The organism is Pseudomonas sp. Pseusp21 (assembly GCF_059492145.1).
The window spans coordinates 2,532,191-2,545,305 of record NZ_CP168520.1 but is presented as its reverse complement, the minus strand read 5'-3'; the positions used below and the strand labels follow the sequence as shown (position 1 = coordinate 2,545,305).

The window sequence follows — 13,115 nt, the reverse complement described above, 5'->3', positions numbered from 1 at the left end:
CGTGACGAACGGCAAGGAAGGGTGCGACAGGTGTGCGACATGTTGTCACACACGCCCTGTCGCAGCGCGTTTCACAGGTCCGGATTGGAGTGCTGTTACAAAAAAGGATTGGTCTGTTTCAGCGTTTTTCGGTTTTTGCACGCGTGTGCCGGATCAGGCAGTTTTAACAGACTCGGGCAGATGGCCAAAAGCCTTGGCATATCGGGCTTTGCGCGGATCGCGCCGTGGGAAAAAGCTTTCGGAGCTGTCTGAACTGAGGCCGATAGACCTACATTTTTTGGTGTTTTTGTTGAGAATCGATTTCGATAACATGGGTCACTTTTGCAAAAAAAGCGATGGATTGTTGCTCAGAGCGATAAAAATTATTTCGGGATAAGACATGGTGTATAGGGCGCTACCTATCTACAATCGCCCGCACTGAATTCCCGGCACTGTTCAGCCTTTATTAAGGAGTGAGCAGGAAGTCGGGTGTCGGGCAGCCGAGAGGCTTGCGAGACACCCAGGTGTCGGTGCCTTTCCAACTTTCCGCACCAAATGGAATTGGTCTGTAACAAGGCCTTTGACCACGAATTCGAATAAGAACTGACCGCTGTCCCAGGTTTTGTCGAGCGTCTGACGCGCGACGGGCGGCCCTTATTCAATCCAAAGAAAATGCCAACCCTTGGCAGGGTGAAGTGTTGGCGATCAAAACCCAACTGCATTGCGCAAGCTGCTTTAGAGGTCGTGAGATGAGTAAAAACAGGTACCCCAGATTACTAGGCCTAGTGCCGCTGCTCGGCACGTTGTTGCTGGGAGGCTGCAACATGACCTTGCTCAATCCAACGGGCCAGGTCGGCCTGGAACAGCGCAACCTGATCATCACCGCCACGCTGCTGATGCTGTTGGTCGTTGTGCCGGTCATCGTCATGACCTTCCTGTTCGCCTGGAAGTACCGCGCCTCCAACAAGAACGCCGTCTACACCCCGAAATGGTCGCACTCGACCAAGATCGAAGTGGCAGTCTGGACCATCCCGGTCCTGATCATCATTGCCCTGGGTTACATCACCTACAAGTCGACCCACTCGCTGGATCCGTATCGTCCGATCGAATCCGACGTCAAGCCGGTGACCATCGAAGTGGTCGCGCTGGACTGGAAGTGGCTGTTCATCTACCCGGAACAAGGCATCGCCACGGTCAACAAGATCGTGTTCCCGGCGCACACGCCAGTTAACTTCCGGATCACTTCGGACGCGGTGATGAACTCGTTCTTCATCCCGGGCCTGGGCGGCCAGATCTACGCGATGGCGGGCATGACCACCAAGCTGCACCTGATCGCTGACCGCAACGCTGAAATGGACGGTATCTCCGCCAACTACAGCGGCGCTGGTTTCACCGGTATGAAATTCAAAGCGATCGCAACTTCTCAGGAAGATTTCGACGCCTGGGTAAGTGAAGTCAAGAAGGCACCTAAACAGCTTGAAGCCGCTGAATACGCAGCCCTTGCCAAGCCAAGCCAGAACAATCCAGTCGAGCTCTACTCCTCGGTCACGCCGAACCTGTTCCAGACCATCGTCGACAAGTACGAAGGCATGAAACCAGGCAAGCCGCTGAAGCACGAGAAGAAAGAGAAAGAAGTGGCGGCAACGGATATGGACTCGAATTCGCATTCAGCTGCCGGGGCAGAGGAGTAAACGATGTTTGGTAAATTAAGTTGGGAAGCGATCCCTTTCCACGAGCCGATCGTGATGGTCACCATCTCGATGATCGCGCTCGGTGGTCTGGCGTTGTTCGCTGCAATCACCTACTTCAAGAAGTGGACTTACCTGTGGACCGAGTGGCTGACGTCGGTCGACCACAAGAAAATCGGCGTGATGTACATCATCGTCGCCATGGTCATGCTGCTGCGCGGTTTTGCCGACGCCATCATGATGCGTACCCAGCTGGCCATGGCCACCGAGGGTTCGCCTGGCTACCTGCCACCTGAACACTATGACCAGATCTTCACCGCTCACGGTGTGATCATGATCATCTTCATGGCGATGCCATTCTTCACCGGCCTGATGAACCTTGCAGTGCCGCTGCAGATCGGCGCGCGTGACGTTGCGTTCCCGTTCCTGAACTCCCTGAGCTTCTGGCTGCTGGTGTCCGGCGTCGTGCTGATCAACCTGTCCCTGGGCGTCGGCGAATTCGCCAAGACCGGCTGGGTTGCCTATCCACCGCTGTCGGGTCTGCAATACAGCCCTGGCGTGGGGATGGACTACTACATCTGGGCGCTACAGCTATCGGGTCTGGGTACAACGTTAACGGGGGTTAACTTCCTCGCGACCGTGCTGAAAATGCGTACCCCTGGCATGAAACTGATGGACATGCCGATCTTCACCTGGACCTGCACCTGGGCAAACGTTCTGATCGTGGCTTCGTTCCCGATCCTGACCGCTACCCTGGCACTGCTGACCCTTGACCGTTACATGGATTTCCACATTTTCACCAATGAACTTGGTGGCAATCCAATGATGTACGTCAACCTGTTCTGGGCATGGGGCCACCCTGAGGTTTACATCCTGATCCTGCCGGCATTCGGCATTTTCTCGGAAGTCATCTCGGCCTTCACCGGCAAGAAACTGTTCGGCCACCACTCGATGATCTACGCCTCGGGCGCGATCTCGGTACTGGGCTTCATGGTTTGGCTGCACCACTTCTTCACCATGGGTTCGGGTGCCAGCGTCAACGCCTTCTTCGGTCTGGCGACGATGCTGATTTCCATCCCGACGGGTGTGAAACTGTTCAACTGGCTGTTCACCATCTACCAGGGCCGTCTGCGCTTCACCAGCCAGGTTCTGTGGACCCTGGGCTTCATGGTGACCTTCGCCATCGGCGGCATGACCGGCGTACTGCTGGCCATCCCGGGTGCTGACTTCGTTCTGCACAACAGCCTGTTCGTGATCGCGCACTTCCACAACGTGATCATCGGCGGCGCGGTATTCGGCTACATCGCAGGTTTCGGCTTCTACTTCCCGAAAGCGTTCGGCTTCAAGCTGCACGAAGGCTGGGGTAAAGCAGCGTTCTGGTTCTGGATCTCGGGCTTCTTCGTCGCGTTCATGCCGCTCTACGCTCTGGGCTTCATGGGCATGACCCGTCGTCTGAACGCCACCACCAACCCTGAGTGGGTACCGTACCTGTACGTTGCCATGTTCGGTGCGGTGATGATCGCTGTGGGTATCGCCTGCCAGCTGATCCAGCTGTACGTGTCGGTGCGTGACCGCAACAAGCCGGAAAACATGTGCGAACACGGTGACCCGTGGAATGCCCATACCCTGGAATGGTCGACCTCGTCGCCACCTCCGTTCTACAACTTCGCTGTACTGCCAAAGGCAGACTGCATCGATCCGTTCACCGAGGCCAAGGAAAACGGTACCGCGTACAAGGCCCCGGCCAAGTACGAACCGATCCACATGCCGAACAACACTGCCACTGGCGTGGTGATGGGCGCACTGCTGACCGTGTTCGGTTTCGCGATGATCTGGCACATCTGGTGGTTGGCGATCGCCAGCCTGGCCGGCACTGTCATCTACTTCGTGATCCACGCAGCACGTGACGATCAGGGCTACATGGTGCCGGTTGAAACGATCGAGCGCATCGAAGCCGAGCAGCACAAGCGTCTGGTAGCGGCCGGGAAGATCCCTGCTTCCGCAACCCGTGTTGAAACCAAGTTGGAACAGGCTTAAACAATGTCGAACTTAGTGACCAATGCTGGACACGCCCATGGTCATGACCATGGGCACGATGACCATCACCACGACTCGGGCGAGATGACCGTATACGGTTTCTGGCTCTACCTGATGACCGACTGCATTCTGTTTGCGTCGATCTTCGCGGTGTACGCGGTACTGGTAAACAACGTCGCCGGTGGCCCGTCGGGCCACGACATCTTCGAACTGCCATACGTGCTGGGCGAAACCGCTCTGCTGTTGTTCAGTTCGATCACCTACGGCTTCGCCATGCTGGCGTTGTACAAGGGTAAAAAGCAGCAGGTTCTGGGCTGGTTGTTCATGACCTTCCTGCTCGGCGCAGGCTTCATCGCCATGGAGATCAACGAGTTCCACCTGCTGATCTCCGAGGGCTTCGGTCCTAGCCGTTCGGGCTTCCTGTCGGCGTTCTTCACGCTGGTCGGTACCCACGGTCTGCACGTGTCCGCCGGTCTGATCTGGATGGGCATCATGATGTACCAGGTCAACAAGCACGGCCTGACGGCGACCAACAAGACCCGTCTTAGCTGCCTGAGCCTGTTCTGGCACTTCCTGGACGTGGTGTGGATCTGCGTATTCACCGTTGTTTACCTGATGGGGACCCTGTAATGGCTAATGCACACTCCCATGACAGCCATGATGCTGGCCACGGCAGCGTAAAGTCGTACGCCATCGGCTTCATCCTGTCGGTAATCCTGACCGTCATCCCGTTCGGCCTGGTGATGTTCCCGACCCTGCCGAAGTCGACGACGCTGGCAATCGTCCTGCTGTTCGCCGTGATCCAGGTGATCGTTCACCTGTATTACTTCCTGCACCTGGACCGTTCCATCGCTCAACGTAACAACGTGATTGCGTTCGTCTTTACGGCCATCGTGATCGTGCTGCTGGTCGGTCTGTCGCTGTGGATCATGTTCAGCATCCACACCTACATGATGGCGAAGTGAGGTAAACCCGATGTCGCTCAAGCACTTTATCCAAATCACCAAACCGGGGATCATTTTCGGTAACGTGCTTTCTGTGGCAGGCGGGTTCTTCCTGGCCTCGAAAGGGCATGTCGATCTGGCCGTGTTTCTGGCAGCCATGATCGGCACTTCCCTGGTCGTGGCCTCCGGTTGCGTGTTCAACAACTGCATCGACCGCGACATCGACCTGAAGATGGAACGCACCAAGAACCGGGTGCTGGTCCAGGGCTTGATCTCCCTGAAACTGGCCCTGGTCTATGCGACCGTCCTGGGTGTCGCCGGCGTTGCGTTGCTGTACAAGGTGGCCAACCCGTTGGCCGCCCTGTTCGCCGTGATCGGCTTCATCATCTACGTCGGCTTCTACAGCCTGTACCTCAAGCGCAAGTCGGTTCACGGCACGCTGGTGGGCAGTCTGTCGGGCGCGATGCCGCCAGTGATCGGTTACGTGGCCGTGACCAACAGCTTCGACATGGCCGCGCTGACCCTGCTGGTGATGTTCAGCCTGTGGCAGATGCCGCATTCCTATGCCATCGCGATCTTCCGCTTCAACGATTACCTGGCCGCATCGATTCCGGTGCTGCCAGTGAAGCGCGGAATCCAGGTGGCCAAGAAGCACATCCTGTTCTACATCCTGGCCTTCCTCGTGGCGACGTTGATGCTGACCTTCAGCGGTTACGCCGGCATGAGCTACCTCGCCGTCGCCGCGGCCATGGGCATGTACTGGCTGTACATGGCCTGGACCGGCTACAAGGCGGTGGATGACACGGTCTGGGCACGCAAGCTGTTCGTGTTCTCGATCTTCACCATCACCGCGCTGAGCGTCATGATGTCCCTGGACTTCAAGGTGCCGACCGAGCTGCTGCTGACGTACGCGCCGTAAGGTTCGAACGTTGTACGAGAAACCCCGTTCATCGAGAGATGAGCGGGGTTTTTTGTTGCTCGGATGATGGAGAAACGACGTCCTTTGTCGTGAACAGCCTCGCTACCAAAGGGGTGCGGTAATCAGCCATTCCCTCGAAACGACTAGCTAGAAATCGACAGGTTGCGATCAACAGGCAAAAGCCCTAGATTCGGATCCAACTTCATGCATCGATCAAGAGGCTGGGCGAAATGACTGAGAGGATGACCTGCGACGAGCGCTTCATTGCCCTGGCAAAAGAGCTGAACTACGACATCAATGGCGAGAACACGGTGGGTGGCAATTACGCGCCGTTGATCCGTCATCGCGATGAGATCTACATCAGCGGCATGGTGCCGCGCACCGAGGGCAGGATTCAGTATCCAGGGCGAGTGGGGCGGGAGTTGACGCTCAAGGATGCGCAGGCCGCGGCGAGCATCAGTGCGATGCGGTGTCTGGCCTTTATCGTCGATGCAGTCGGTTCGCTGGACAAGGTCAGGGCGTTGTTGCGGGTCACGGTGTACGTGAAGTCCACGCCGGATTTTGTCGATCTCAGCGAAGTTGCCAACGGCGCCTCGGACGTATTCAGTTATGTGTTGGGCGATGTCGGGCGTCACACCCGCACCACTGTCGGCGTCTATCAGTTGCCAAAAAACGCGGCTATCGAAGTCGACATGATTGCCGCCGTGCACCCCTCGGCATAACCGCCGATCTGCGTCCAACAAAAAGCCCCGCCTGAATATCAGAGCGGGGCTTTTTCGTCAGCGCCGGTGTTACTGGGCGGCGATGCTGTAACCGTCGAACGCGGTCTGCTGTTGCAGTGCGGTGATGATGTTCTTGCGGTTGATCGCGTGCTCGGTGCCGGCGTTGTCGACGAAGGTTTCGCCTTCGATTTCCGCCTCGTCGCCTTCGCCGACGAAGGTGAAACCGAGGAATTCAAGCGCCTCGCGATCCACGCTCAGACGCGAACGCGGTGTGCGCATTGGCAGGGTCACGCTGATGCCGTCCTTGCTGATGCTGAACACTTCGACGTCTTTCTTGGCGCGTGCGGCCTTGCTCTTGCCGCCGCTCGGGTTGCTGATCGCCTGATGGGTCTGGTTCAGAACCTTGAGGGCCAGCCCGTAGACGATTTCCTGGAACGCCGGATCGTCCTTGAAGCTGGACAGGATGCGGCTGATCGGGAATTTGCTGCTCAGATCTTCGAGGGCAGCGATGTCGGCAGCCTCAGCGTCCTTCAGGCGCTTGAGTTCGCCCATCAGCTCATAGGCCTGGTCGTCATCGAAGCGGTCGTGTGCCTGACGGATCGCGGCGCGCAGTTCGCGGATTTGATCGCTCTCGCGGCTCGACTGGAACGCGTCCAGCACCATCTCGCTGATGATCTTCGCCTGTGGGATATGTTGTGAAAGATTGATGGAGTTTTCGTATTCCGCTTTGGACGACAGAGTGACTACGGATTCAGCGGTGTTGAAATCGGACATTGAAATTTCACTACTTTTTTAACTTGAGATGAGACGAGAAAGCGCTGGGGGCTTTTTCAGGCCGACTAATTTAGGGGAGCGCAGCGGCGTTGTCACGGAGCAAGGGGCCGTTGGTGCCGATTATTTGTCCGGATGATTTGTGTTGAGCAACCTGGCACCGCGAGCGCTCTGCCTTATTCATTGGCGATGGCATTCCTCGGCAACCGCCGGGACGCCAGTGCACGCAGTGTCCAGTAGAGCTTCAACGAGCGGGTGCCGATCAGGCCGCCCAGGAACCCCGAAATAATCGACTTGATCAACAGCATGTCCGGGGAGGCGGAACGCTCTGGATGCACGTCATGCTGGTAATTGAAGTAGTAGTTCGCAGAAAAGAACATCAGGTACATGATCAGGATTTTTACCGTGCCCGGCATGATCAGCCCTTTCGCAGAGTCGTCGAGCACCACGCCCCGGCGGGAGAACACCAGCCAGGCCGACAGGCTGCCCAGCAACAGCGCGGCGAACCAGGTGCTGAAAAACAGGCCGGGGTTGATCGTCAGGTTCAGTGAGTACAGCGACCATGCCAAAAACGCCGGGGGCGTTATCAACATCGAGGCACGGCTCTCGCGTCGGGGAGAAAACGACTTGATGCCGAAATAAACCACCAGCAGAAAAATCAGGTAAACCCGTATCGGAGTGTTTTGCAGAATCGTGAGCATTGCGCAGCATCCATGCTGAAAAGGAGGAGGGTGGAGCATAGTCGGGGTCACGGTAATCGTCGGCTATTTCAGTCGCAAACGCTCCGTCGCGATCACCGAGGTTTCAAACCCCAGGCTGGCAAAAAAAGCTTCCGCACCTTCGCGGCCGGCACGCAGAACCCAGGTAATGTCGGTGTTGTCGCCCATCACATGTTCCACCAGCGCCCGCCCGATGCCCGCGCGCCGATGTTGCCCGTCGACCACCACCATCGACAGGTAACCGTTGGAGATCCCATCGGTGATGCCACGGGCGAAGCCGACAATCTGCTGGCTGCTCAATGCAACGGCAGTGCGTTGGGAGTTCTGGATGAGTTGTGCGAAATGTTCGGCGGTGCCGGTGCGATGAGCCCAGCCGTGCCGCTCGAGAAACTGCCTTGCTGCCTCCACTTCCGTGGGCATGAGGTCGCGTATTGAAATGTCTTTGTTCATTTGTTCATCCCGTCCCTGGTGTATTTCCAACAGTAGTCGCGTTGCCTACGGCCTGCCCCACATCTGCATGGCGAACTCGACAAAGCGACGCAGTTTCGGCAGCCGATAGCGATCCGGCGCGTAGAGCAGATGCATCGGGCGATTCGGCGGCTGGTAGTCCGGCATCACCACGACCAGTCGGCCGTCGCGCAGGTCCTGTTCCACCAGTGCGTCCGGCAGCATCACGATGCCCATGCCGGTGCGCGCGGCCTGATGCAGGCCGGCGGAACTGTTGATCAGCATCGGGCCTTTGACGTCGACCATGATTTCGCCGTCCGGGCCGCTGAGGCGCCACTGCTTTTCCACCGATTGCCAGTCATCGCCGGCAGGGTAGGCGAAGGACAGACAGTCGTGCTGGCGCAGTTCTTCAGGCGTGAGCGGCATACCGCGTCGGGCCACGTATTCCGGGGAGGCGCAGACGGTCAGGGTGTAGTCGATCAGCGGGCGGGCGATCAGGTTGGACTGGTCGAAGTGGCCCAGTCGGAAGGCCACGTCGAGACCGCTTTCCAGCAGATCCGGACGGCGGTTGGTCAGGATCACGTCGAGTTTGACCTGCGGACATTGCAGGGAAAACTCACTGAGCGCCGGGGCCAGACGTTCGACGCCAAAGGTCAGCGGCGCGGTCACCCGCAGGATGCCGCGCGGTTCATCCAGCGTCTGTTCGGCGAGGCGTTCGGAGTCGGCGACCAGACCGAGCACTTCCAGGCAGCGCTGGTAGTAAACGCTGCCGAACTCGGTCAGCCGCTGGCGGCGGGTGGTGCGTTGCAACAGTTGCACACCGAGCCGGTGCTCCAGCGCCCGCAGGTGATTGCCCACCATGGTCGTGGACATTTCGCACTGCAGCGCGGCCGCCGTCATGCTGCCGGACTCCACAACCTTGACGTACACGCTCATCGACTGGAACAGATCCATTATCAAGCCTGGCTTCTAAATGATTGAAGTTTTGCCGAGTTTATCCAGTTCAGGTGGATAACCATACTGCCAGCACCTCTCACCTCGCTGGAGTTTGCCGACATGACCGCCGCCCTGATGAACACCTATCAACCGCTGGACCTGAGCTTCATCAAGGGCCTGGGCACCCGACTCTGGGATCAGGCGGGCCGCGAGTATCTGGACGCGGTGGCGGGCGTGGCGGTGACCAATGTCGGCCACTCGCACCCGCGCATCGTGTCGGCGATCAGCGAGCAGGCGGGTTTGCTGCTGCACACTTCCAATCTCTACAGCATCGACTGGCAACAATCGCTGGCGCAGAAGCTGACGCGGCTGGCGGGGATGGAGCGGGCGTTCTTCAACAACTCCGGTGCCGAGGCCAATGAAACCGCACTGAAACTGGCGCGTCTGTACGGCTGGCGCAAAGGCATCGAGCAGCCGCTGGTAGTGGTGATGGCCAACGCGTTTCACGGGCGTACCCTCGGCACCTTGTCCGCCAGCGATGGCCCGGCGGTGCGCCTGGGCTTCAATGAGTTGCCCGGGGATTTCGTCAAAGTGCCGTTCGGCGATCTTCAAGCGCTGGAGCAGGTGCAGCGCAAGCATGGCCAGCGGATCGTGGCGATTCTGGTCGAGCCGATTCAGGGTGAAAGCGGCGTGCAACTGGCACCGCCCGGCTACCTCAAGGCCCTGCGCGAGTTGTGCAACCGCCACGCCTGGCTGCTGATGCTCGACGAAATCCAGACCGGTATCGGCCGTACCGGCCGCTGGTTTGCGTTCGAGCACGAAGGCATCTTTCCCGACGTCATGACCCTCGCCAAGGGTCTGGGCAACGGCGTGCCGATTGGCGCCTGCCTGGCACGGGGCCGAGCGGCGGATCTGTTCACCCCCGGCAGCCACGGCAGCACCTTCGGCGGCAATCCACTGGCGTGTCGGGTGGGCTGCACCGTGCTCGAGATTATCGAGGAACAAGGCCTGCTGGAAAATGCCAGGGTCCAGGGCGAGCGCCTGCTGACCCGCTTGCGCGCAGAGCTGGCGGACAATCCGAATGTGCTGGCGATTCGTGGGCAAGGGCTGATGATCGGCATCGAACTGAAACAGCCGGTCCGCGACCTGACATTGATTGCTGCACGGGATCATGGACTGCTGATCAACGTCACTCGGGGCAAGACGATCCGGCTACTGCCGCCGCTGACGATTGATGAGCGGGAGGTGGGGATGATTGTCAGAGGGGTTGGCCGTTCCCTGAGCCATGTCTGATCCCTCGGTCAGTAGTGAAATCTGCAAGTTATGACGCAGATTTCGCCGTCTACGATCGTGTAGACCAAGCGATGCTCGGCAGTTATCCGCCGTGACCAGAAGCCGCTCATGTTGTGCTTGAGCGGCTCCGGTTTGCCCAAGCCTTCAAAGGGTTGGCGCTGGATCGCTTTGATCAAAAGATTGATTCGTTTGAGACCGGCCTTATCGTTTTGTTGAAACCATAAGTAGTCTTCCCAGCCCGTTGGCGTGAACTGGATTTTCATTCTTCAATCAGTTGCCTGACTTTGGCTTTTCCAGCGCGCATTTCGCCAATCGATTTGATCAAGCGCTCGGCATTGGCCGGAGAACGCAGCAGATAAGCCGTTTCTTCCAGCGCGTTGTATTCGGCCAGAGACATCATCACTACAGGCTCGCCTTTTTGGCGGGTTACCAGAAGTGGGGCGCAATCTTCATTCACGCGATCCATGGTTTCAGCCAAGTGCGCACGAGCTGTGGTGTAGTTGATAGTGTCCATGTTGTAGTCCTCGCTTGGTGCAAAGAACGTACAGAAATGAGTACAGGATGACAAGGCGATACCTATGAGTGGTTGTGCCACAGACGGGCTGCCTGCGGTGTGCTGAGTATCACCGAAGTCTCGTCGAGACGTTTCTGGGTCTTCTGTAAGCTGATTCCGACGAGCCTGCGATCCCTCTCACGGTCTACGTGAGATTTTTCTAATCAGGGTAGTCCGACAAATCCGGCGCCAGCATCCGGGTCTTCGGTGCGCCATTCGAGTTGTGCTGGATGATGTCTTTCGGCTGCCCCTGTTGATTGAAAAACACCTGACCAATCCCCGCCGAGTTCCACAACCGTTCACCCGCTTCGGCGTGTTCCGGCACGTACGGGACGATGCGCATGCTGCGGCGTTTGGTCAGCCAGTTGAGTGGCGAGCGCGGTGAATAGAGCCAGCGGTTGAGACGGTCGAACCATTCCAGCAGGGTAGGCGGGAATTCGTTCTTGATGCCGCTACTGGTTATCTGCCAGATGCGCGGGCCGGCCTTGCGGTGTCGGATCAGGACTTCGTAGACGAAGGAATAATGCACGTCGCCTGACAGCACCACGTAACTGCCCGGTGTACGCGAGTGTCGGAAAATGTTCAGGATCACCTGGGCGGCGCCGCGATGGGCCATCCAGTTTTCCGCGTCCACCAGCAGCGGATAACCGCACCAGCTGAATACTCGCTGCACGGTTTCGATCAGCTTCACGCCGAAGATCGGTGCCGGCGAAACGATGATCGCCGAAGGATGGTCGAGCAGTTCCTGCTGCAGTTCGCTCAAGGCTTCCCAGTCCAGCAAACCCGACGGTTGCTTGAGCGCCATTTCGCTGCGCCAGCGTCGGGTGCGAGTGTCGAGCACCACCAGCGCCGGGCTGGTCGGCAAGACGAAATGCCATTGCTGAAAGCGCAGCAGTTCCTCAATCAATTCGTCCTGCACGGGAGCGTCGAGATAGCGGTCGTCACCGCTGGCGCTCAGGCCTCGGGTTTTCTCCAGTACAGCGCTGAATGCATCCGGATTGTTGCCCCAGCCCTGACACAACATGTAGGCGACCAGCGCGTTGCCGATGATGCGCTTGGAGAACGGGTGGCCGTAGGCCGTTTCCTCCCATTGTGCGGACAGGTTCCAGTCGTCGGTGATGTCGTGGTCATCGAAGATCATCAGGCTCGGCAAATGCGCCAATGCTCGGGCCACTTGGCCGAGGCCGGCCTTGAAGCCGTCGATGCGAGTCTGTTCGAGGGCGTAGCGCTTGAGGCGTTCCGGCGTCAGTGCCGGCGGCTGCGGATTGACCAGTGCCCAGGGCGTAGGCGACCACACCAGCAAATACATAGCCATGACTTCGGCAAACGTCACGAGGTGATTGTCGGCGCTGCTGCTGGTGAAAATCGGTTTGCGCGCACCGCCGAAGAAACGCTCGCGCAATGTCTCGTTGCTTTCCAGTGCCGGCAGCAAATCCGCGCGGTGGTAGTAGCTGGCCGGGTGTTCGTAAAGTTTCGCGCTGTCGCTGACCACCGCGCCTTCGAGGTGTTCACCGAACAGACCGAAGCGCTCGATCAAGGCATGAATCGCCCGCAACATCGGACCGGCCACATCGTCGGCGTAAACCTGATCGCCGCTCATCATCAACAGCGCTGGGCGTTGCTGCGGATCGGTTTCAGCGGCCAGTAACCGGTCAACGCAAAGCAAACCGTCGGCGGCCGGATGATGGGGCTTGCGGCAGGAACCGTGGAGCAACTGGTCAATGCGCGAGCGCAGGACGAAGTTCGGGCTGGTGGCGTTGTCGTAGAGCAGGTGCGGCGCCCAGTCGGCGATCGGCTGCTGGCCATCGATCAACAGGTCGTAGTCGATGCGGGTGTCGCAGGGCAGGGCGGTTTCCAGCGGAACGTCGATCAGGTGAACAAACGCCCGGGTGCCTACCGGAATGACGGTGCATTTCCCGCTATCGAGAGGAATGTTCCCTACGCCTTGCAGACGCAAGGTCAACGACAGCTCGCGGCTGCCGACCAGCCAAAGAACGATGCGCGTCGGTTCCAGCCGTCGCAGCAACGGCCCGGCCAGAACAGCGGGCAACGGGCTCAGGTCATCAGGTGTCGGAGGCATCGGGGGAAAAGCTCAAGGCGCACAGGC

The 13,115-nt window shown here is 58.6% G+C and carries 14 protein-coding genes; 7 read left to right on the top strand and 7 right to left on the bottom strand.

Annotated features, from left to right (window positions below; translation table 11 throughout):
- The first annotated feature begins 728 nt into the window (after positions 1 to 728).
- The 6 genes from cyoA to ACEN93_RS11410 all read left to right on the top strand — a co-directional run bounded on the left by cyoA (position 729) and on the right by ACEN93_RS11410 (position 6,289).
- Positions 729 to 1,670, top strand: coding sequence for a ubiquinol oxidase subunit II (cyoA, locus tag ACEN93_RS11435; RefSeq protein WP_011335843.1), 942 nt, complete (start codon positions 729 to 731; stop codon positions 1,668 to 1,670).
- Between the two features lie 3 nt (positions 1,671 to 1,673).
- Complete coding sequence (cyoB, locus tag ACEN93_RS11430) at positions 1,674 to 3,704, top strand: cytochrome o ubiquinol oxidase subunit I (RefSeq protein ID WP_007956721.1); 2,031 nt, start codon at positions 1,674 to 1,676, stop codon at positions 3,702 to 3,704.
- Between the two features lie 3 nt (positions 3,705 to 3,707).
- Positions 3,708 to 4,334: a cytochrome o ubiquinol oxidase subunit III gene (locus ACEN93_RS11425; protein ID WP_007956720.1), complete on the top strand. Its 627-nt coding sequence runs from the start codon at positions 3,708 to 3,710 to the stop codon at positions 4,332 to 4,334.
- Positions 4,334 to 4,669 (top strand): cytochrome o ubiquinol oxidase subunit IV, encoded by a 336-nt coding sequence (cyoD, locus tag ACEN93_RS11420; protein ID WP_007956718.1) that lies wholly within the window; start codon positions 4,334 to 4,336, stop codon positions 4,667 to 4,669. The genes ACEN93_RS11425 and cyoD overlap by 1 nt, the downstream gene beginning before the upstream one ends.
- 10 nt (positions 4,670 to 4,679) lie before the next feature.
- Positions 4,680 to 5,567, top strand: coding sequence for a heme o synthase (gene cyoE / locus ACEN93_RS11415; protein WP_039765651.1), 888 nt, complete (start codon positions 4,680 to 4,682; stop codon positions 5,565 to 5,567).
- A gap of 230 nt (positions 5,568 to 5,797) precedes the next feature.
- Positions 5,798 to 6,289 (top strand): RidA family protein, encoded by a 492-nt coding sequence (locus ACEN93_RS11410; RefSeq protein ID WP_163976406.1) that lies wholly within the window; start codon positions 5,798 to 5,800, stop codon positions 6,287 to 6,289.
- 69 nt (positions 6,290 to 6,358) lie between these two features.
- On the opposite strand, the gene ACEN93_RS11405 is transcribed toward ACEN93_RS11410, so the two are convergent.
- From ACEN93_RS11405 to ACEN93_RS11390, 4 genes are all read right to left on the bottom strand, one after another.
- The gene (locus ACEN93_RS11405; protein ID WP_039765656.1) at positions 6,359 to 7,063 is read right to left on the bottom strand and encodes a hypothetical protein; all 705 of its coding nucleotides are present in this window, start codon (positions 7,061 to 7,063) and stop codon (positions 6,359 to 6,361) included.
- Between the two features lie 173 nt (positions 7,064 to 7,236).
- Entirely contained in the window at positions 7,237 to 7,761 is a 525-nt protein-coding gene (locus tag ACEN93_RS11400; RefSeq protein WP_039765658.1) for a hypothetical protein, read from the bottom strand.
- Between the two features lie 63 nt (positions 7,762 to 7,824).
- Entirely contained in the window at positions 7,825 to 8,229 is a 405-nt protein-coding gene (locus ACEN93_RS11395; protein WP_495611422.1) for a GNAT family N-acetyltransferase, read from the bottom strand.
- A gap of 45 nt (positions 8,230 to 8,274) precedes the next feature.
- Complete coding sequence (locus ACEN93_RS11390) at positions 8,275 to 9,180, bottom strand: LysR family transcriptional regulator (RefSeq protein ID WP_039765662.1); 906 nt, start codon at positions 9,178 to 9,180, stop codon at positions 8,275 to 8,277.
- A gap of 102 nt (positions 9,181 to 9,282) precedes the next feature.
- Here ACEN93_RS11390 and ACEN93_RS11385 point away from each other — a divergent pair, with 102 nt between their 5' ends.
- Entirely contained in the window at positions 9,283 to 10,455 is a 1,173-nt protein-coding gene (locus ACEN93_RS11385; RefSeq protein ID WP_414882005.1) for an aspartate aminotransferase family protein, read from the top strand.
- Positions 10,456 to 10,463: 8 nt separating this feature from the next.
- Here the strand turns inward: ACEN93_RS11385 and ACEN93_RS11380 are convergent, their stop codons facing one another.
- The 3 genes from ACEN93_RS11380 to ACEN93_RS11370 all read right to left on the bottom strand — a co-directional run bounded on the left by ACEN93_RS11380 (position 10,464) and on the right by ACEN93_RS11370 (position 13,088).
- The gene (locus ACEN93_RS11380; protein WP_285413987.1) at positions 10,464 to 10,718 is read right to left on the bottom strand and encodes a Txe/YoeB family addiction module toxin; all 255 of its coding nucleotides are present in this window, start codon (positions 10,716 to 10,718) and stop codon (positions 10,464 to 10,466) included.
- Positions 10,715 to 10,969 (bottom strand): type II toxin-antitoxin system Phd/YefM family antitoxin, encoded by a 255-nt coding sequence (locus ACEN93_RS11375; RefSeq protein ID WP_039765667.1) that lies wholly within the window; start codon positions 10,967 to 10,969, stop codon positions 10,715 to 10,717. Before ACEN93_RS11375 ends, ACEN93_RS11380 begins: the two co-directional genes overlap by 4 nt.
- A 199-nt stretch (positions 10,970 to 11,168) precedes the next feature.
- Complete coding sequence (locus tag ACEN93_RS11370; RefSeq protein ID WP_495611421.1) at positions 11,169 to 13,088, bottom strand: alkaline phosphatase D family protein; 1,920 nt, start codon at positions 13,086 to 13,088, stop codon at positions 11,169 to 11,171.
- Between the last annotated feature and the right edge of the window lie 27 nt (positions 13,089 to 13,115).